Genomic DNA, 19,130 nt, shown 5'->3' with positions numbered 1-19,130 from the left:
GGGGCGGCTTGTGCGCCCTTGGCATGGCAAAGTCAACACAGAGGCGCTAGAAGCCAAGCGAATGGAGGATTGCATGACCCAGCCGCAGTTTCTGACAACGCCCCAAGGCCGCCGCATTGCCTATCACCAGACCGCAGGTTCGGGGCCGGGCGTGGTTTTTCTGGGGGGCTTTCGGTCGGATATGCAGGGCTCTAAGGCGCTTTTCCTGGAAGACTGGGCCAAGCAGCAGGGCCGCGCCTTTCTGCGGTTTGACTATTCCGGTCATGGCCAGTCGTCGGGCGCGTTCCTGGATGGGGCCATTGGCGACTGGTTTGAAGATGCGCAGGCGGCAATTACCCATCTGACGCAGGGGCCGCAGGTTCTGGTCGGCTCGTCCATGGGGGGGTGGATCGCCCTGCTGCTGGCACGGGCCCTGCCCGAACGGGTTGCCGGAATGGTCGGCATCGCCGCCGCGCCCGATTTTACCGAAGACAGCATGTGGGCCGGATTTGACGACACACAGCGCCGTGCCTTGCAGGTGCAGGGGCGGGTTGAATTGCCGTCGGACTATTCGGACGACCCCTATGTCATCACCCGCCGTCTGATCGAAGAGGGGCGTCAGCGGCTGGTGTTGCGGGCGCCGCTGGATCTGCCCTTTCCGGTGCGCCTGTTGCAGGGCACGGCTGACACCGATGTGCCGGTTTCGGTGGCCTTGCGCCTGCTGGATCATGCCAGCGGCCCCGATCTGCGCCTGACCTTGCACAAGGGGGCGGATCACCGCTTTTCAACGCCGCCCTGTCTTGCGATGATTGCCGCAGCGATCGAAGACGTTTTGGCCGGGGGATCAGATGCGGCAAATCTGTAAGGCCGCAGGTTGGCTGAAATGAAGGAACCGATCCTGTTCTTGCCGGGGCTGATGCAGGATGCCCGCGCCTTTCTGCCGCAGATGGTAACGCTTGGCACCGGGCGGTCGGTGCAGGTGTTTGTGGGCGATGCCGATACGATCGAGCGTCAGTCTGAACTGGCTTTGGCGGCGGCCCCGGCGCAGTTCACGGTGGTGGGCCATGGTCTGGGTGGCAATGTGGCGCTGGATATGTTGCGCCGTGCGCCCGACCGGGTGATGCGGCTGATCTTGCTGGCCACCGACCCGTTGTCGGAACAGCCCCAGATCGCCGCCGCGCGCGAGGCGCGGATGGTGGCCGCGCGCTCGGGCCGGTTGAAACAGGCAATTGTCGAGGATGTGCCCGACGCCGCCCTGGCCGATACGCCTGACCGTGCGGCGCTGCAAATGCTGCTGCGTGACATGGCTTACGGCTTGGGTGAGGGGGTTTATCTGCGCCAGTGCCGGGCCTTGCAGCGCCGCCCCGACCAGCAAAAGACCCTGCGCAAGGCCGAGGTTCCGGCCCTGTTCATCGCGGGCCAGCATGACAGCGTGGTGCCCCTGCGGCGTCAGGAATTCGCGCGTGATCTGATGCCAAAGTCGGTGCTGAAGGTTCTGCCCGACGCCGGGCACCTGCCAATGTTGGAAAGCCCCGAAGCGGTGTCTTCCGCAATCGAGGCTTTCCTGTCTGGGCCGATGATCCTGCGCTGATCAGGCTTGGGCCAGCTTGATCTCGGGCTTGGCCTTGGGTTGCTCGGGCGCGGCAGAGTTCTGGTCGATGAAGTTCAGCACCAGCGGGCGGATGTTCAGGCGCCATGATTTGCCGGCGAAAATGCCGTAATGGCCGGCGCCGTCTTCAAGATGGCTGGCCTTTTTCTCGGCCGGAAGGTTGGTCAGCAGGTCAAGCGCCGCAAGGCACTGGCCCGGAGCGCTGATATCATCCTGCGCGCCTTCGACGATTTTCACGGCCACATCTGTGATCGCGCCAAAGTCAACCTTCTTGCCTGCCACGACAAATTCGTTCTTTGCGATTTCGCGGTTCTTAAAGATCCGCTCAACCGTCGAAAGATAGAATTCGGCTGTCATGTCCATTACCGCCAGATATTCGTCGTAAAAGCGGTTGTGGGCATCGTGATCGGCGGCCTCGCCCCGGGCGACGCGCATGATCTGTTCGGAAAAGGCCTTGGAGTGCCGTTCCATGTTCATCGACACAAAGCTGTGCAGTTGCAGCAAGCCGGGATAAACCATACGGCCTGCGCCTTTGTATTTGAACCCGACGCGCTGGATGGCCAGTTGTTCAAGCTGGCCCATGGTGACGCGGTTGCCAAAGTCGGTGACTTCGGTCGGTGCGGCATCGGGGTCGATCGGGCCACCGATCAGCGTCAGGCTGCGGGGCTGGGCCTTGGGGTCTTCGCCCGCCAGATAGGCGGTGGCGGCCAAGGTCAGCGGCACAGGTTGGCAAACGGCGATCACATGGGTGTCGGGGCCAAGGTGGCGCATGTAATCAACCAGATACAGCGTGTAATCTTCGACATCGAACTTGCCCGCGCTGACGGGAATGTCGCGGGCATTGTGCCAATCGGTGATATAGACATCGCAATCGGGCAGCAGCGAATGCACGGTTGACCGCAGCAGCGTGGCATAGTGGCCCGACATCGGTGCCACCAGCAGAACCTTGCGCTTCATCGGGGCGCGGCGGCGCACGAAAAACTGGATCAGATCGCCAAACGGGCGTTCCACCACGGTTTTCACATCGACAAGGTGATCCTGGCCGTCGGGGCCGACGATCGACCGGATGCCCCAGTCAGGCTTGGCCACCATGCGGGCAAAGGTGCGCTCGGTCACCTGGCCCCACGCGGCGGTCATCTGGAACATCGGGTTCATCGACAGCGCAAAGGCCGGATAAGACGCCATGGCCCGCGCCGTGGCCCCCAACCATTCGTTGGTGTTTCTGGCGCTTTCCATGAGATCGTAGGTCATCATGTATTTCATTCGCGTCTCCAATGCCGGGAATTGCCCGGCGAAATCGTCGCTTTCCCCCCCGGTAGCGCGACGTTATGCTGCCTTATGCTGCGAAACAGTTACGGACTTATGCTGCACAGCGGCACGATAGGGGGGAAAAATCATTATGACAACAGATGAGAACGACGCAGCCCAAAAGCTTGAGCGTCTGCAGGCCAATCTTGCGCGGGTCGAGGCGCTGAACCAGCGTCTTATGGCGGCTCTGGCCAAGCGAAAGCAGGCCGACGCGGCGCTGTCTGGCCCGTCTTCTGACGTCTATATGAAGGCGGCCGCCGCTTATCTGGCCGAAATGATGCAAAACCCCTCGAAAATTCTTGAGCATCAGGTCGGCTATTGGGGCAAGACCATGAAGCATTACGTCGAAGCCCAGCAAAAGCTGTTGCGCGGCGAATTCACGGCGCCCGAAGATCACACCCCGAAAGACCGGCGCTTTTCGAACCCGCTGTGGGAAACCCACCCCGCCTTTAATTACCTTAAGCAGCAATATCTGCTGAATTCAGAAGCCGTCACCAGTGCCGTCGAGGATATGGAACTGCTTGACCCGGCAGATCGTCGGCGCGTGGAATATTTTACCCGCCAGATCGTTGATATGTTTTCGCCCACCAATTTTCTGGGCACCAACCCAGATGCGCTGGAAAAGGCCGTGGCCACCGATGGTGAAAGCCTGGTCAAGGGTTTGGAAAACCTGGTCCGCGACATAGAGGCCAACAGTGGCGATCTGCTGGTGACCCTGGCCGACAAGGACGCGTTCAAGGTTGGCGAAAACATCGCAACCAGCGAAGGGGCCGTCGTCTATCGCAACCGCATGATGGAGATCATCCAATACGCGCCGACAACAGAAACGGTTTATCAGACGCCGATCCTGCTGTTCCCGCCATGGATCAACAAATTCTACATCATGGATCTCAAGCCTGCCAATTCGCTGATCAAATGGATCGTCGATCAAGGCTTTACGTTGTTTGTGGTGTCATGGGTCAACCCTGACAGCAGCTATGCCGATGTGGGCATGGATGATTATATCCGTGACGGCTATTTGCGGGCGATGGCCGAGACGCGGCGCATCACCGGGGAAAAGCAGATCAATGCCGTTGGTTATTGCATCGCCGGCACCACCCTTGGCCTGACACTGGCGCATTTGCAGCGGGCCGGGGATACATCGGTGAAATCGGCCACGTTCTTCACCACGCTGACCGATTTCAGTGACCCCGGCGAAGTGGGCGTGTTTTTGGAAGATGATTTCGTCGATGGCATCGAACGGCAATCGGCGCGCGACGGGATCTTGTCCAAAACCTTCATGAGCCGCACCTTCAGCTTCTTGCGCTCGAACGATCTGATTTATCAGCCAGCCATCAAAAGCTATATGATGGGAGAGGCGCCGCCCGCTTTTGACTTGCTGTTTTGGAACGGTGATGGCACCAATCTGCCCGCCAAGATGGCGGTCGAATATCTGCGCGGGCTGTGCCAGACCGACGGCTTTGCCCAAGGCACCTTTCCGGTGTTCGGAGAGCCGGTCAGTCTGGCTGGCGTGACCCTGCCGCTGTGTTCGATCGCTTGCGAAACCGACCATATAGCCCATTGGCGCGGCTGCTTTAACGGCGTGCGGCAGATGGGGTCAAAGGACAAGACCTTTATCTTGTCGGAATCCGGCCATATCGCCGGGATCATCAATCCGCCCAGCAAAGACAAATACGGGCACTATACCAACGAGGCCTTGATCGAGGGTGCGCCCGAGGACTGGAAGGCCAGTGCCACGTTCAACAAGGGCAGCTGGTGGCCGCGGTGGCGCGATTGGCTGAAAAAACGGTCGGGCAAACAGGTTCCCGCGCGCAATCCGGGCGATTCGACAAACCCCGCTCTTTGCCCCGCTCCGGGCACTTACGTGGTCGCAAAACCGGTGTTGGCGGGGGATTAAGGGCAGGGGGAGTGGTTTCCCTTGGGTCACTTTGTGTGCGGGATCAACCGCTTATCCTGTGTCTCCGTGTGAAATGCTGCATTGCAGAATAATGATTGAAATGCTGCGCTGCAGCATGTATAAGATCAGGCATAGAGACGGGATGAACCACCCGGATGATCAGGAGAAATTGAAATGACCAAGACCCCAGACTTCGCAAAAGTTATGCAGGACATGATGGCTTCGTTCCCGGTCGACGCCTCGGCCATGCAAAATGCATTCAAGACCCAAGCCGCCATGGGCGAGAAGCTGTCGAAAGTGGCTTTGGAAGCTGCTGAAAAATCGACCGAGATCTCGGCCAAGTGGGCCAAGGAAACCCTGGGCAAGATGGGCGATCTGTCGAAAGCCAAGACCGAACCGACCGACTACACCAAAGCTGCGACCGATTTCGCTTCGGCTGCTGCTGAGCTGGCTGCCGAGAACATGGCTGCTTTCGCTGAAGTCGCCAAGAAAGTGCAGATGGAAACCGTCGAGCTGATGCTGGCTGCTGGCAAGGACATGTCGGAAGACGCAACTGCCGCTGTGAAAAAAGCAACCGCTGACGTGACCTCGGTCGCCAAGAAAGCTGCTGCAGCTGCAAAGTAATTCCCTTACGGGCGTTGCGCCACACCTCCTCCCAGTGGCGTAACAGATTTGGCGGGCCCTTCGCGGTCCGCCTTTTTCTTTGGGTGCCTCTGTAGTGCTTTCTTTTTGTTTCGCGCCTGCGTAAGCTTCTCTGCACAAGCAAAAAGACGTGGGAGGGGCCAATGGCCGACACTGAAAAGCCTTTGCTGATCAAACGCTATGCCAGTCGGCGTCTGTATAACACCGAAACCTCTGACTATGTGACGCTGGAAGATATCGCGGGCTTTATTCGCAAAGGGCGCGAGGTGCAGATCGTTGATCTGAAATCCGGCGATGATCTGACACGGCAGTATCTGTTGCAGATCGTGGCCGAGCATGAGTCAAAGGGCGAAAACGTGCTGCCGATTTCGGTGCTGACCGATCTGGTGCGCAGCTATACCACCAATGTTCATTCTGTCGTGCCGCAGTTCCTTGCCGCCAGCTTTGAAATGCTGCGCGAGGGGCAGTCGAAGATGATGGAAAACATGAACACCTTTCCAAATCCGATGGCGGCGATGCCGGGCTTTCAGGCGATGCGCAAGCAGCAGGAAGTGTTCATGAAGTCGATGATGGGTGGCGTGCCGGGCTGGTCGGCTTCGGGCCCCGAACAAGACGCAGGCGGGGCCGATGCGGCGGCAGGTGCCGATGATCTGGCGCAGATCAAAAAGCAACTGGCCGAGTTGCAAAAGAAGCTGTCCAAGCTGTAACGGCGCTAGCCCCGCAGATCCTTGGGGCTGTCCATCACCACAAAGGTGGTGATGGATCGCACCTGCGGCAACACCCCCAGCACTTCGGTATGCCAATGCTTGTAGGCGGCCAGATCCTCGGCCTCGACCCGCAGCAGATATTCAACCGCTCCGGTGATGTTGTGGCATTCGATCACTTGCGGGGCACGCGCCACGGCCCGTTCAAACGCCTCTTGCGCGGCCTTGGTGTGTGTGTTCAGCCCGACCGTCACAAAGGCAACGAACCCAAGGCCCATTTTCGCCCTGTCCGTCACCGCGCGATAGCCCTTGATCACGCCAGACCGTTCAAGATCTTGCACGCGCCGCAGGCACGCCGAAGGCGAGAGGCCAACGCGTTCGGCAAGCTCTAGATTGGACAAGCGGCCATTGCGTTGCAGCTCGTGCAATATTCGGTGGGTTATGTCGTCATTCTTGGCCATGGATTGCAAATAAATGCTATAAAGCGATGCAATTGCAATAATAATTCCCCAATTTTCCGCAATATGTTGCGCATGACACGGGAAATCCTCTTCGCCCTTGTGGGCTTTGCCTTTGCCACCTCGGTCACGCCGGGGCCGAACAACATGATGCTCTTGGCGTCGGGGGTGAACTTTGGGTTTCGCCGCACGGTTCCGCATATGCTGGGCGTCAGTCTGGGCCACGGGTTGATGGTGTTTCTGGTTGGCGTGGGGCTTGCGCAGATTTTCACGCATTGGCCCGGGCTTGATCTGGCGCTTAAGGTGGTGTCGGTGGCGTATATGCTTTGGCTGGCGTGGAAAATCGCCCATGCCGCCCCCCCGCGCGAAGGCGATGCCGGCGGGCGCCCGTTTACCTTTCTGCAAGCGGCGGCCTTTCAGTGGGTCAACCCCAAGGCTTGGGCCATGGCCTTGACGGCGGTAACCGTTTACGCCGGGGGCGACGGATGGGGGGCCATGGGCGTTGTGGCGGCCGTGTTCTGCGCCACCAACCTGCCGTCGGTTTCGGTCTGGGCTTATGCGGGCCAGGCCCTGCGGCAATGGTTGACCACCAACCGCCGGCTGCAAGTGTTCAACTGGACTATGGCGCTGTTGCTGGTTCTGAGCCTGTGGCCGGTATTAGCGTAGCCAAAGGCCGTTTCTTTTCAGTGTGTTGCGGATCACCTGTTCACGTCGGGGCAGGTTGTCGCGATCAAACAGGCCGCGCGCTTTGCGGCCCTTGTTCTGATAGACCATGGTCTTGATCGGTTCATAATCGCGCAGAATGCGCCGCTGGGTCTTGTCTTCGGCTACGGTTTCCAGCACCTCGACGACCCTGTCGCCTTCGCGGGCGTAAAGCAGGGGCAGGGTGCGATAGTGGCAGGTGACATCGCCATCCAGCCCGGCCAGCCCCGGCCCCGGACGCCCACCTTTGAACGAATGAATGACCAGGGGCAGGGCGATCTGATCAAGCCACGGACTCATTTCTTGCAAGACCAACTCCGGCGGAGGGCTTTCCAGAATGGCGCGCGCATAGGTCAAGAAACGTGACCCGAACCACTTGGGGCTTTCGTGAAAGAACCAGCCCGCGTTGAAATAAAGATAGCGCTGCCAATATTCGTCAGGTTGGCTCAGATCCAGCGACGGCTCAAACCTCAGGTTGAACTTGTCGTAAAGCGATTTCCAGATCTGCCCATAACCCGGCCCATACAACTCTATCTGCGGCCAGGTGCCTTCGCGCCGCATACTGGCCGATGGGGTCGAAAAATCAAAGGCGACGGTGCCCAGATCGCCGATGATCAGTGTGTCGGTGTCCAGAAACAGAAATGGCTTGTCCGGCAAGGCCGACAGGGCCTCGATCTTGTTGCCATAGGGATACGACTGGCCAAAGACCTTGCTTTCAAAGGGCGTGATCACCGCACCCAGATGTTCCAGCAACTCTCGCACCGGTTCATCCATCCGGGGGTCTTGCTTCCACAGCGGGCCCGGTTGTGGTTCACAAATGCAAAGCTGCCCGGCAAAATCGGGGTTGGTCAGCCGCAGCGAGGCCGCCAGTAAAACGGCTTCATATTGCAGGCGGCCTTTTTGGCCGATGGCCATGATCGTGTGGTCTTGCCGCTGGGGCGGATGGTCGGGCATGCGGGTCACTTTTTACCGTGTTCGCCCAAAGTCTAGTCGGCTTGGGCTGCCGGCGAAAGGGATGGCCCGGTTTGGCAGCAATCTTTGCCGCGCTGTTGCCAGAAGGCGCTACCGCAGGGCTAAGGCCAGGCAGCGGGGTCTGATCTCTTCCCAACCCCGAATCTCGAGCCTATAAGGCGATGAACTGAAAACAGGGGGTGCCCATGCGCCGTGCCGAACTCACTCGCAGCACTGCCGAAACGCAAATCAAAGTGTCGATCAATCTGGATGGCACCGGGCAATATGACTGCAAAACCGGAGTTGGCTTTTTCGATCACATGATCGACCAACTGGCCCGCCATTCGCTGATCGACATTCAGCTGATGGCCAAAGGTGATCTGCATATCGACGATCACCACACGGTCGAAGATTGCGGCATTGCCTTGGGTCAGGCGGTGGCCAGCGCCTTGGGCGATAAAAAGGGCATCCGCCGTTATGGTCATTTCAATCTGGCGATGGATGACACGCAGGTGGCCTGCGCGCTTGATCTTTCGGCGCGCCCCTTTCTGGTGTGGAACTTGCCCTTTCCAACGGACAAGATCGGCCAGTTTGACACCGAATTGGTGCGTGAGTTTTTTCAGGCCCTGTCCACCCATGGCGGGATCACGCTGCATGTCGATCTGATTCACGGCATCAACAGCCACCATATTGCCGAGGCTGCTTTCAAAGCAGTGGCGCGGGCCTTGCGCATGGCGGTCGAGCCTGATCCGCGCATGGTCGGGGTGCTGCCGTCGACCAAAGGCAGTTTGTAAGCAGGGGTGGCCCGAGGTCAGCCTGTCAAATTCTTGCGCGGAGCACAGCGAAAACCAATGACCCTGACGGTTCTGGTCGATTACGACAGCGGCAATCTTCACTCTGCCGAAAAGGCCTTTCAGCGCATGGCGCAAGAGGTGGGCGGTGGCGAGGTGATTGTTACCTCTCGCCCCGAAGATGTGGCCCGCGCGGACCGGATCGTGCTGCCGGGTGATGGTGCCTTTCCGGCCTGCCGCAAGGCCCTTGGCAGCTATGGTGGGCTGTTTGATGCCATTGAAGAGGCTGTCACCCAACGCGCGCGCCCGTTTTTGGGCATCTGCGTCGGCATGCAGATGATGGCAACCTGGGGCCGCGAATATCAGGATACTCGCGGATTTGGGTGGGTTGCGGGAGAGGTGGTCAAGATCACCCCCGGCAATCCGCAGTTCAAGGTGCCGCATATGGGTTGGAACGATCTGGTGATCGACCATGCCCACCCTGTGCTTGCAGGCATCCAGACCGGCGATCACGCCTATTTCGTGCATTCCTATCATTTTCAGGTTGCCGATCCGGCCCAGCGTCTGGCGCACTGCGATTATGCGGGCGATATCACGGCCATCATTGGCCGCGACACCATGGTGGGCACCCAGTTCCACCCTGAAAAATCGCAAACCACCGGCCTGCGGCTGATTGCCAATTTCCTGCAATGGAACCCCTGAAAGCGGGGTTCAGGGGGCCAGATCTTGCCCTTTTCGCACATCTGGGCAACACCGCTTGCAGGGCCGCAGCCCAAGGGCAATGGCCTCTGCCGGTGACTCCAGCCTGATCGCATTCGCCCGCAGCGGCCTGCGCGCGCCACAGCCGAAGCGGCAGAAAATGCCCGTCGTGATCACGCCGTAAAGCCCGCCCTGGGAAAGGCGCTGGCACAGGGCTTGCCAGTCAGCATCGCTTAGCGCTGTCGCCATTTCTGCACCCGCCCATCAATCGCAACCAGGCCCGCGCAAATCAGCGCAAAGCCGACCAGATGCTGTGGCAACAACCGTTCGCCCAGAACCACCGCCCCCAACAACGTGGCGCTGACAGGGATCAGAAAGGTGACAATCGACAGGTTGGTGGCCCCGACCCGTTCAAGAATGCGAAAGAACAGCCCATAGGCCAAGGCGGTTGACAGCACCGCCAGCGCAAGGATGGCCCCCGCCACGCGTGCGCCCGGCCAGCCCATATCCCACGGGGGGGCGGCCAGCACCACAAGCGGCGTCAGCACCAGCGCCGATGCGGTCACCTGCCCGAAGGCCGTTGCCAACGGCGCCAGCCCCATGCGCCGAAAACGGCGCCCGAAGATACCAGCACAGGCATAGCTGATCGCGGCCATCAAGGAACACAGCTTGGCCACCAGCGCGCCGCCCATCTCGCCCCCGGCCAGCATGACCACCACGCCGCCAAAGCCCAACCCCAACCCCAATGCCTTGGCGGGGGTGATCTGTTCATCCTGGGTCAACAGATGGGCCAACAGCAGGGTAAACAGCGGCGTCGTTGCATTCAGCACAGAGGCCAAGGCCCCCGTCAATTCGCCCTGCGCCACCGCAATCAGTGAAAACGGAAGGATGTTGTTCAAAACGGCCATCCCCAGCAATGCAGCCCAACTGCCACGCCCGGGAAAGGCAATCCCCATGACGGGCAGGGCAAAGGCCAGCACCAGCGCCGCCAGGGCCACGCGCCACCAGACCAGCGGCAGGGGTGTCAGCGCCTCCAGCCCGATTTCCACAAAAAGAAACGACCCTCCCCAAAGCACAGAGAGGGTCGCAATCATGATCCAGTCTTGTCGCTGCATGGTGCCCCGCCTTTTGGGCCTTATAGGCCGTTCCGGCCGGGCAGGGCGACCCGAAGCTTGCTTATTTCACCCGGCTCCAGGTGCCACCGTCGCGGCAAATGCCCAGAACACAGCCGGAAATCGCCAGCCCATTGCCCTGCAACGTCATCTTGGAATTATAGGTCTTGTCGCGATCCGGCGACCAGACCTTGCCGTTGCCGTATTTGCCGTTGCCCAGATTCTCCATATCCCAGATGATCTTTTTGCCGACATTGGCCGATTTCATATCCTTGCCCGCCGCGTCGAACGACTTGATCAGCGTGCCGCAGATCTTTGCGCCACAGGCTTTCACGTCGATATGGCCATAGTTGCCATTGTCATCGGGCTTGGTCTTCCAGATCCCGTAAACCGGGTCTGCCAGCGCCGCCCCGGCCACAAAGGCCATCGCGGCTGCCAGTGCCGTCACTTTTGCGAATCGTTTCATTTGGTCCTCCTCCCAAACCTCAGGCGATCTTCTGCGGCGCTCTATCGGCAATCAAGCGTGACGTGGGGTCGGTTCGGGGGGCTTGGGCTCTTGGCTTTGGGTGCAGGGCATGCCAAACGGGCGCGAACTGACAGAGGTGCCCGAATGATCCTGTATCCTGCCATCGACCTGAAAGACGGAAATTGCGTGCGCCTGTTGCGCGGTGAAATGTCAGCCGCCACTGTGTTTGGCGATGATCCGGCGGCACAGGCGGCCAAGTTTCAGGCCGCGGGCTGCCAGTGGCTGCATCTGGTCGATCTGAATGGCGCCTTTGCCGGTGAACCGGTGAATGCTGACGCGGTCGAGGCGATCCTGGCCCGCGTCACTGTTCCCACCCAGTTGGGCGGCGGTATCCGCGAGATGGCGACGATCGAGATGTGGCTGACCAAGGGCCTGTCCCGCGTGATCCTTGGCACGGTGGCCGTGGAAAATCCGGCCCTCGTGCGCGAAGCGGCTTTGGCATTCCCCGGCAAGGTGGCCGTCGGTATCGACGCGCGCAAGGGCCGTGTTGCCACCAAAGGCTGGGCCACTGAAACCGATGTCATGGCCACCGATCTGGCGCGCAGCTTCGAAGATGCTGGCGTCGCTGCCATCATCTACACCGATATTGACCGCGACGGCGCGATGCAGGGCCCGAATATCGACGCGACCGAGGCACTTGCCCGCGCTGTCACCATTCCGGTCATTGCGTCGGGTGGGGTCAGCCGTATCGAGGATCTGATTGCCCTGCGCGACACGGGCGTGATCTCTGGTGCCATTTCGGGGCGCGCCCTCTATGACGGCGCTATTGATCTTGCAACCGCGCTTTCGGCGCTGCGGGATTGATTTCATCTGTTCATAAATATCCCGGGGGTCAGCGGTTTCCGCAGGAAACCGCGGCAAGGGGGCAGCGCCCCCTTTCCCCAGCGGCTGTCAGGCGCTAGGACAGGGCACAGACCGACAGGGGCCAAGGACCAAGCCATGTTGAAAACCCGCATCATCCCCTGCCTTGACGTGGCCGATGGCCGAGTGGTCAAGGGCGTGAATTTTGTCGATCTGCGCGATGCCGGCGATCCGGTCGAGGCCGCGCGGGCCTATGACGCCGCGGGCGCGGATGAGCTGTGTTTTCTCGACATCCATGCCACCCATGAAAACCGCGGCACGATGTTCGATCTGGTCACCCGCACGGCCGAGCAATGCTTTATGCCGCTGACAGTGGGGGGCGGGGTGCGCACGCATCAGGATGTGCGGGCCTTGCTGCTGGCGGGGGCGGATAAAGTCAGCTTCAATTCCGCCGCTGTTGCCAACCCCGATGTGGTGGCCGAGGCCGCAGACCGCTTTGGCAGCCAGTGCATTGTGGTGGCGATTGATGCCAAGACGGTTGCCCCCGGCAAATGGGAGATTTTCACCCATGGCGGGCGTAAATCGACGGGCATTGATGCCGTGGAATTTGCCCGCACCGTGGCGGCCAAAGGTGCCGGAGAAATCTTGCTGACCAGCATGGATCGTGATGGCACCCGCGCGGGCTTTAACCTGCCGCTGACGCGCGCCATTTCCGATGCGGTCAGTATTCCGGTCATCGCCAGTGGCGGTGTTGGCACGCTGGATCATCTGGTCGAAGGCGTGACATTGGGCGGCGCTTCGGCGGTGCTGGCCGCGTCAATCTTTCATTTTGGTGATTTCACCATCCGGCAAGCCAAAGAACACATGGTCGCTGCCGGCATTCCGATGAGGCTGTCATGACCGCGCTTGATCGTCTGGCCCAAACCATCGCCGCACGCAAAGGGGCTGACCCCGAGTCCAGCTGGACGGCCAAGCTGTTGGCCAAAGGCCCCGAAAAATGCGCCGAGAAATTCGGAGAAGAGGCGGTAGAGGCGATCATCGAGGCGGTCAAGGGTGACCGTGCCAAACTGACGGCTGAGGCGGCAGATGTGATCTACCACCTGTTGGTGATGCTGGCGGCGCGCGATGTGACGCTGGATCAGGTTCTGGCCGAGCTTGAGCGGCGTGAGGGCACCTCGGGTCTGGTCGAGAAAGCCGCGCGGGGTTAAAGCCCCAGCCGCGGGATCTCGATCGCCGGGCAACGGTTGACCACGACTTCAACGCCGCGCGCGCGTGCCCGTGCGGCGGCGTCTGGATCATCGACCCCCAGCTGCATCCAGATGCATTTCAACTCGGGAAATCGTTCCAAAGCCTCATCCACCACGGGGCCCACCTCTTCTGACCGGCGAAAGATGTCGATCATATCGACATGCCCCACGATGTCCGACAGGCTGGCTTTCACCTCTTCGCCCAAGGCAATGTGCCCAGCCTGACCGGGGTTCACCGGAATCACCCGATAGCCGCGTTGCGCCAGAAAGCGCGCCACGCCATGGCTGGGCCGGTCAGGCTTGGGCGACCAGCCGACAAGGGCAATCACCCGAACCTCGGTCAGAATGCCTGCGATACGTTCATCTTCCGTCATGCGGCCTCCTAAAGAAAAAGGCGCCCAAGGGTAAACCCGGGCGCCCAGTAGCGGAACGAGGGACAGTGAACGAGATGCAAGAGTTCCGGTCTTGCGCCTCCTGTCTTAGGATATGGATACAGTTTCCCCATATTAAAGAACCTGTCGCGTTTTCGTGATCATCCGCGACGGCTGGCAGCATAAAGCGAAACCGCCGCTGCATTTGACACGTTCAGGCTGCCAAAGGCCCCGGTAAAGGGAATGCGGGCCAGCAGATCACAGGTGTCGCGCGTTTTTTCGCGCAGGCCCGGCCCTTCGGCCCCCATGACCAGCCCGATGGGCCGCGTGCCTGCACCGGCGATTGCGGCCTCGAGCGGGGTTTCCGCATCGCCATCCAGCCCGATCAGGTAAAAGCCCATGTCGCGCAATTCCTGCATCGCATCGGCCAGATTGGTCACGCGCAGATAGGGCTGGCGTTCCAGCGCCCCGCTGGCGGTTTTGGCCAGTGCGCCCGTTTCAGGGGCCGAGTGGTGGCGGGGGGCGATCACGGCGCGCGCGCCAAACACTTCGGCACTGCGCAGCACGGCACCCACATTGTGCGGATCGGTCACCCGGTCCATCAGAACCACCAATGGCGCGCCTTCGCCCGAGATCGCGACATCGGCAAGGCTGCCCCAGTTCAGGGGCCGCACTTCCATTGCCGCCCCCTGATGCACGCTGCCGTCATCAATCGGCACGGCAAAATCGCGTGGCTCGGTCAGTTCGGGTTCCATCCCGCTGGCGATCACGGCCTCTTGCAGCTTGTCGAGTGCATTCTTGGTGACCACCAGCCGCAGCTTTTCACGCTTTGGGTTCAACAGTGCATCGCGCACGGCATGCAGGCCGAACAGCCAGACGGTCTCTTTGGCTTCCATGCGCTTGTTGCGCTCTTTGTCCACCACCCAGGTCGGCTTTTTGGTGCCCGTTTTCATTCCTGAATCCCTTTGTCTTTCGCCCAGACAATGCGGCGGGCAGGGGGGAAGGTGCAAGAGGCAATGGCATCGAAAGCTTTTTCTGTCAGCGCACAATCTGCCCTTGACGCCCCCCGCCGCCTGTCATATTCCGCACCCCGTCGGGTGACGGGCTGCAAGGTGCGGCAGCGGACTGTAACTCCGCCGGGGCGACCCACGCCTGGTTCGATTCCAGGGTCACCCACCATTCACTTGGTGACCGACGTTCAGAAGGCGGCCGCGAAAGCGGCCGCTTTTTGCGTTTTGGCACTGGTTCCCGACAGGTCTGGGGCACGCGCAACGGCAGGCCCGAAAAACAAAAAAGGCGCCAAATGGCGCCTGTTTTTGGTTGATTTGGAGCGGGCGAGGCGATTCGAACGCCCGACCCTAACCTTGGCAAGGTTATGCTCTACCCCTGAGCTACGCCCGCACTCCGTGTCGGTGATCTACTCTTGGTGGCAGCCAAGCGCAAGGGGGGAAAGGAAATTTTCGTCACCGCTTTTGCCGTTCCTGTGCCATCGGAATGGGGCAAAAGAATGGGACACCCGGAAATGACAAAGGGCGCCCGAAGGCGCCCTGTCTGACCGAATTGGAGCGGGCGAGGCGATTCGAACGCCCGACCCTAACCTTGGCAAGGTTATGCTCTACCCCTGAGCTACGCCCGCACCGTTTCGGTAGGCGGTGATTTAGGCGAAGGTGGGGGGGGCTGCAAGAGGAAAATGACAGGGCGCAGCGGATTTTTTTGACACCCCAGCCCGCTGGAAACCCCAGCTCAGCACCGGGCCCAACACCGGGCCCAACACCGGGCCCAGCACCGCGCCAAAAGCAAAAGGCCGGCCCCTGCGGGCCGGCCTTTGCCATCACATCCCTGGCGTCAGATCATTCCAGCTCTACCAGCAGATCCTTGGCCTCGATCTGGCTGCCCGGCTGCACATACAGCGCCTTGACCGTCGCCTCACGGTCGGCATGCAACCCGGTTTCCATCTTCATCGCCTCAATCGTCAGCAGCATGTCGCCCGGCTTGACCTTTTGCCCCACTGTCACCGAGACCGAGGCCACAGACCCCGGCATTGGCGCGCCGATATGGGCGGCATTGCCTTCTTGCGCCTTGGGTTTGGCGGCGGTTTTGGCCTTGATCGCCCGGTTTGGCACGCGGATGACGCGCGGCTGGCCGTTCAATTCAAAGAACACCTTGACGTCGCCTTCTTCGGTCGTCTCACCCACCGCTTGCAGGCGGATTTCCAGCGTCTTGCCCGCGGCGATTTCGGCGGTCAGTTCTTCGCCCGGCTCCATGCCATAGAAGAACGCCTTGGTCGGCAGGGCGCGCACCGGGCCATAGCTGCGATGGCGGCCCATGTAATCAAGGAAAACCTTGGGATACATCAGATAGCCGTTCAGATCCTCGTCATCGACGGCAAAGCCGTTCAACTCGGCCGTCAGCTTGGCGCGCACCTCTTCCAGATCCACGGGGGGCAAGGATTTGCCGGGGCGGTCGGTCAGCGGCTTCTCGCCCTTGAGCACCTTTTTCAGAATGCCCTCGGGCCAGCCACCATGCGGTTGGCCCAGGTTGCCCTTCATCATGTCCACGACCGAGTCGGGGAAAGCCACGTCCACAGCCGGATCTTCGACCTGCGCGCGTGTCAGCCCTTGGGCCACCATCATCAGCGCCATGTCGCCAACCACCTTGGACGACGGCGTGACCTTGACGATGTCGCCGAACATCTGGTTGGCATCGGCATAGGCTTGCGCCACCTCGTGCCAGCGTTCCTCCATCCCCAGCGACCGCGCTTGCGCCTTCAGGTTGGTGAACTGACCGCCAGGCATTTCATGCAGATATACCTCGCTGGCCGGGGCGGGCAGGCCGCTTTCAAAGGCCGCATATTGCTTGCGGACGCCTTCCCAATAGTTCGAGATTTCGCGGATCGCGCCGATATCCAGCCCGGTGTCGCGCTCGGTGTGGCGCAGGGCCTCGACGATCGACCCAAGGCAGGGCTGAGAGGTGCCGCCCGAGAACGCATCCATCGCCGCATCCACCGCATCGACGCCCGCATCACAGGCCGCCAGAATGGTGGCCGCGGCCGCACCGCTGGTGTCATGGGTGTGGAAATGAATGGGCAGGCCCACTTCCTGTTTCAGCGCCCGCACCAGCATGCGGGCCGATGCGGGCTTAAGCAGCCCCGCCATATCCTTCAGGCCCAGCACATGCGCACCGGCCGCCTGCAATTCCTTGGCGCAGTCCACATAATACTTCAGGTCATATTTGCTGCGGGCCGGGTCCAGCATATCGCCGGTATAGCAGATCGTGCCCTCGCAGACCTTGTTCGCCTCAAGCACCGCGTCCATGGCGACGCGCATGTTTTCAACCCAGTTCAGGCTGTCAAACACGCGGAACACATCCACACCGGTGATCGCGGCCTGTTTGACAAAGGATTGCACCACATTGTCGGGATAGTTGGTATAGCCCACACCATTGCTGGCGCGCAGCAGCATCTGGGTCATCAGATTGGGCATGGCGGCCCGCAGATCGCGCAGGCGCTGCCACGGGCATTCCTGCAAAAAGCGGTATGCCACGTCAAAGGTCGCGCCCCCCCAGCATTCGACGCTGAACAGTTGCGGCAGGTTGGCGGCATAGGCAGGCGCCACCTTGATCATGTCGATCGAGCGCATGCGGGTGGCCAGCAGCGACTGGTGGCCGTCGCGCATCGTGGTATCGGTCAGCAGAACCTTGGTCTGCGCCTTCATCCAGTCGGCCACCGCCTGCGGGCCCTTTTGTTCCAGCAGATTGCGGGTGCCCATCGACGGCTCGGCCCGCAGTTTCGGCGCACGCGGGGGCTTTGCTTCGGCCGGGGGCAGGGGGCGACCCGCGGTTTCCGGGTGCCCGTTCACCGTGATGTCGGCGATATAGGTCAGGATCTTGGTCGCCCGGTCGCGCCGCTTGCGGAAGTTGAACAGATCGGGCGTCGTGTCGATGAATTTCGTCGTATAGCTGTCGTCCAGGAACGTCGGGTGTTTCAGCAGGTTGATGACGAATTCGATATTCGTGGCAACCCCCCTGATCCGAAATTCCCGCAAGGCCCGGTCCATCCGCGCAATTGCCTTTTCCGGGGTCTGGGCATGGGCCGTGACCTTGACCAGCAAGCTGTCATAATAGCGCGTGATGACCCCACCGGCATAGGCTGTGCCGCCATCAAGGCGAATGCCATTGCCCGTGGCACTGCGATAGGCGGTCAGACGGCCGTAATCGGGGATAAAGTTGTTCAGCGGGTCTTCTGTCGTCACCCGGCATTGCAGGGCATGGCCGTTCAGTTTGACACCGGATTGATCGGCCACACCCGTGGCCTCGGCCAGCGTCTTGCCCTCGGCAATCAGGATTTGTGCCTGAACGATGTCGATGCCCGTCACCTCCTCGGTGACGGTATGTTCGACCTGAACGCGGGGATTGACCTCGATGAAGTAGAATTTCTCCTCATCCATATCCATCAGGAATTCGACGGTGCCGGCGCATTCGTAATTCACATGGGCACAGATCTTGCGCCCCATCTCGCAGACCTCGGCCCGCTGCGCCTCGGTCAGATAGGGGGCGGGCGCACGCTCGACCACCTTTTGGTTGCGGCGCTGCACGGTGCAGTCACGCTCCCACAGGTGATAGATCTGGCCATGCTTGTCGCCCAGGATTTGCACCTCGACGTGACGCGCCCGCTGGATCATCTTTTCCAGATAGCCCTCGCCATTGCCAAAGGCGGCCTCTGCCTCGCGGCGGCCTTCGCGCACCTTGGTTTCAACTTCGGCCTCAGACAGGATCGGGCGCATCCCGCGCCCGCCGCCGCCCCACGAGGCCTTGAGCATCAGTGGATAGCCGATCTTTGCCGCCTCGGTCTTGACCACGGCCATGTCGTCGCCCAAAACCTCGGTCGCCGGAATGACTGGCACCCCGGCCTCGATCGCCACGCGCCGCGCACTGGCCTTGTCGCCAAGCGCCCGCATCGTGATGGCCTTGGGGCCGATAAAGGTAATGCCCGCCTGTTCGCAGGCCTCGACGAAATCGGGGTTTTCCGACAACAGGCCATAGCCCGGATGAATGGCATCTGCGCCCGACATCTTGGCCACCCGAATGATCTCGGGGATCGACAGATATGCCCCCACCGGCGACAGGCCTTCGCCGATGCGATAAGCTTCGTCTGCCTTGAAGCGGTGCAGGCTAAGCTTGTCTTCCTCCGCATAGACGGCGACGGTCTTCTTGCCCATCTCGTTGGCGGCGCGCATGACACGGATCGCGATTTCACCACGGTTGGCAACAAGAATCTTGCGGAATTCGGGCATCAGTCACTCCTTCGTGAGGATGGCAATAGGTCAGCGCACTCT

20 protein-coding genes and 3 tRNA genes are annotated in these 19,130 nt (G+C 60.8%); 12 read left to right on the top strand and 11 right to left on the bottom strand.

Annotated elements, in window-relative coordinates:
* Window positions 1-73 precede the first annotated feature (73 nt).
* Together V3C85_RS03560 and V3C85_RS03555 are read left to right on the top strand one after the other, a co-directional pair.
* Complete coding sequence (locus tag V3C85_RS03560; RefSeq protein WP_331793704.1) at window positions 74-844, top strand: alpha/beta hydrolase; 771 nt, start codon at window positions 74-76, stop codon at window positions 842-844.
* An 18-nt stretch (window positions 845-862) separates the two neighbouring features.
* The gene (locus tag V3C85_RS03555) at window positions 863-1,570 is read left to right on the top strand and encodes an alpha/beta fold hydrolase (RefSeq protein ID WP_331793703.1); all 708 of its coding nucleotides are present in this window, start codon (window positions 863-865) and stop codon (window positions 1,568-1,570) included.
* On the opposite strand, the gene phaZ is transcribed toward V3C85_RS03555, so the two are convergent.
* On the bottom strand, window positions 1,571-2,851 hold the full coding sequence (gene phaZ, locus V3C85_RS03550; RefSeq protein ID WP_331793702.1) for a polyhydroxyalkanoate depolymerase: 1,281 nt from the start codon (window positions 2,849-2,851) through the stop codon (window positions 1,571-1,573).
* A 136-nt stretch (window positions 2,852-2,987) separates the two neighbouring features.
* On the opposite strand from phaZ, the gene phaC reads away from it, so the two are divergent.
* The 3 genes from phaC (at window position 2,988) to phaR (ending at window position 6,142) form a co-directional block, all read left to right on the top strand.
* Window positions 2,988-4,793, top strand: coding sequence for a class I poly(R)-hydroxyalkanoic acid synthase (gene phaC, locus V3C85_RS03545; protein ID WP_331793701.1), 1,806 nt, complete (start codon window positions 2,988-2,990; stop codon window positions 4,791-4,793).
* A 174-nt stretch (window positions 4,794-4,967) separates the two neighbouring features.
* Window positions 4,968-5,417 carry a phasin family protein gene (locus V3C85_RS03540; protein WP_331793700.1) on the top strand — a complete coding sequence of 150 codons (450 nt, stop codon included), beginning with the start codon at window positions 4,968-4,970 and terminating at the stop codon, window positions 5,415-5,417.
* 161 nt (window positions 5,418-5,578) lie between these two features.
* Window positions 5,579-6,142, top strand: coding sequence for a polyhydroxyalkanoate synthesis repressor PhaR (gene phaR, locus V3C85_RS03535; RefSeq protein ID WP_331793699.1), 564 nt, complete (start codon window positions 5,579-5,581; stop codon window positions 6,140-6,142).
* A gap of 5 nt (window positions 6,143-6,147) precedes the next feature.
* Here phaR and V3C85_RS03530 read toward each other — a convergent pair whose 3' ends face one another.
* Window positions 6,148-6,600, bottom strand: coding sequence for an Lrp/AsnC family transcriptional regulator (locus V3C85_RS03530; RefSeq protein WP_331793698.1), 453 nt, complete (start codon window positions 6,598-6,600; stop codon window positions 6,148-6,150).
* A 72-nt stretch (window positions 6,601-6,672) separates the two neighbouring features.
* Here V3C85_RS03530 and V3C85_RS03525 point away from each other — a divergent pair, with 72 nt between their 5' ends.
* Window positions 6,673-7,263: a LysE family translocator gene (locus tag V3C85_RS03525; RefSeq protein ID WP_331793877.1), complete on the top strand. Its 591-nt coding sequence runs from the start codon at window positions 6,673-6,675 to the stop codon at window positions 7,261-7,263.
* On the opposite strand, the gene V3C85_RS03520 is transcribed toward V3C85_RS03525, so the two are convergent.
* Window positions 7,255-8,253, bottom strand: a complete 999-nt coding sequence (locus tag V3C85_RS03520) for a hypothetical protein (RefSeq protein ID WP_331793697.1) — start codon at window positions 8,251-8,253, stop codon at window positions 7,255-7,257. The genes V3C85_RS03525 and V3C85_RS03520 overlap by 9 nt on opposite strands.
* A 203-nt stretch (window positions 8,254-8,456) precedes the next feature.
* Here V3C85_RS03520 and hisB point away from each other — a divergent pair, with 203 nt between their 5' ends.
* Together hisB and hisH are read left to right on the top strand one after the other, a co-directional pair.
* On the top strand, window positions 8,457-9,044 hold the full coding sequence (gene hisB, locus V3C85_RS03515; RefSeq protein ID WP_331793696.1) for an imidazoleglycerol-phosphate dehydratase HisB: 588 nt from the start codon (window positions 8,457-8,459) through the stop codon (window positions 9,042-9,044).
* A 57-nt stretch (window positions 9,045-9,101) separates the two neighbouring features.
* Window positions 9,102-9,743 carry an imidazole glycerol phosphate synthase subunit HisH gene (gene hisH / locus V3C85_RS03510; protein WP_331793695.1) on the top strand — a complete coding sequence of 214 codons (642 nt, stop codon included), beginning with the start codon at window positions 9,102-9,104 and terminating at the stop codon, window positions 9,741-9,743.
* A gap of 9 nt (window positions 9,744-9,752) precedes the next feature.
* Here the strand turns inward: hisH and V3C85_RS19435 are convergent, their stop codons facing one another.
* The 3 genes from V3C85_RS19435 to V3C85_RS03500 form a co-directional block, all read right to left on the bottom strand.
* Window positions 9,753-9,989 carry an Ada metal-binding domain-containing protein gene (locus V3C85_RS19435; protein WP_445941973.1) on the bottom strand — a complete coding sequence of 79 codons (237 nt, stop codon included), beginning with the start codon at window positions 9,987-9,989 and terminating at the stop codon, window positions 9,753-9,755.
* The gene (locus V3C85_RS03505) at window positions 9,974-10,855 is read right to left on the bottom strand and encodes a DMT family transporter (RefSeq protein WP_331793694.1); all 882 of its coding nucleotides are present in this window, start codon (window positions 10,853-10,855) and stop codon (window positions 9,974-9,976) included. Before V3C85_RS03505 ends, V3C85_RS19435 begins: the two co-directional genes overlap by 16 nt.
* Before the next feature lie 61 nt (window positions 10,856-10,916).
* The gene (locus V3C85_RS03500; RefSeq protein ID WP_331793693.1) at window positions 10,917-11,318 is read right to left on the bottom strand and encodes a DUF2147 domain-containing protein; all 402 of its coding nucleotides are present in this window, start codon (window positions 11,316-11,318) and stop codon (window positions 10,917-10,919) included.
* Window positions 11,319-11,462: 144 nt separating this feature from the next.
* On the opposite strand from V3C85_RS03500, the gene hisA reads away from it, so the two are divergent.
* The 3 genes from hisA (at window position 11,463) to V3C85_RS03485 (ending at window position 13,387) form a co-directional block, all read left to right on the top strand.
* Complete coding sequence (gene hisA / locus V3C85_RS03495) at window positions 11,463-12,182, top strand: 1-(5-phosphoribosyl)-5-[(5-phosphoribosylamino)methylideneamino]imidazole-4-carboxamide isomerase (protein ID WP_331793692.1); 720 nt, start codon at window positions 11,463-11,465, stop codon at window positions 12,180-12,182.
* A 135-nt stretch (window positions 12,183-12,317) separates the two neighbouring features.
* Window positions 12,318-13,079 (top strand): imidazole glycerol phosphate synthase subunit HisF, encoded by a 762-nt coding sequence (gene hisF, locus V3C85_RS03490; RefSeq protein WP_331793691.1) that lies wholly within the window; start codon window positions 12,318-12,320, stop codon window positions 13,077-13,079.
* Window positions 13,076-13,387 carry a phosphoribosyl-ATP diphosphatase gene (locus V3C85_RS03485; RefSeq protein ID WP_331793690.1) on the top strand — a complete coding sequence of 104 codons (312 nt, stop codon included), beginning with the start codon at window positions 13,076-13,078 and terminating at the stop codon, window positions 13,385-13,387. The genes hisF and V3C85_RS03485 overlap by 4 nt, the downstream gene beginning before the upstream one ends.
* Here the strand turns inward: V3C85_RS03485 and V3C85_RS03480 are convergent.
* Together V3C85_RS03480 and rlmB are read right to left on the bottom strand one after the other, a co-directional pair.
* On the bottom strand, window positions 13,384-13,800 hold the full coding sequence (locus V3C85_RS03480) for a CoA-binding protein (RefSeq protein WP_331793689.1): 417 nt from the start codon (window positions 13,798-13,800) through the stop codon (window positions 13,384-13,386). The genes V3C85_RS03485 and V3C85_RS03480 overlap by 4 nt on opposite strands.
* A 158-nt stretch (window positions 13,801-13,958) precedes the next feature.
* Window positions 13,959-14,750, bottom strand: a complete 792-nt coding sequence (gene rlmB / locus V3C85_RS03475) for a 23S rRNA (guanosine(2251)-2'-O)-methyltransferase RlmB (RefSeq protein ID WP_331793688.1) — start codon at window positions 14,748-14,750, stop codon at window positions 13,959-13,961.
* A gap of 142 nt (window positions 14,751-14,892) precedes the next feature.
* On the opposite strand from rlmB, the gene V3C85_RS03470 reads away from it, so the two are divergent.
* Window positions 14,893-14,976, top strand: a tRNA-Tyr gene (locus V3C85_RS03470).
* A gap of 147 nt (window positions 14,977-15,123) precedes the next feature.
* On the opposite strand, the gene V3C85_RS03465 is transcribed toward V3C85_RS03470, so the two are convergent.
* The 3 genes from V3C85_RS03465 to V3C85_RS03455 form a co-directional block, all read right to left on the bottom strand.
* Window positions 15,124-15,198, bottom strand: a tRNA-Gly gene (locus V3C85_RS03465).
* A 160-nt stretch (window positions 15,199-15,358) separates the two neighbouring features.
* A tRNA-Gly gene (locus tag V3C85_RS03460) sits at window positions 15,359-15,433 on the bottom strand.
* Between the two features lie 214 nt (window positions 15,434-15,647).
* On the bottom strand, window positions 15,648-19,088 hold the full coding sequence (locus V3C85_RS03455) for a pyruvate carboxylase (RefSeq protein ID WP_331793687.1): 3,441 nt from the start codon (window positions 19,086-19,088) through the stop codon (window positions 15,648-15,650).
* Between the last annotated feature and the right edge of the window lie 42 nt (window positions 19,089-19,130).

Origin of the sequence: Pseudotabrizicola sp. L79 (assembly GCF_036553525.1) — a bacterium.
GTDB lineage: Bacteria > Pseudomonadota > Alphaproteobacteria > Rhodobacterales > Rhodobacteraceae > Pseudotabrizicola.
Note: the sequence above shows the minus strand (reverse complement) of the source record. Positions and strands in the feature narration are given on the sequence as shown.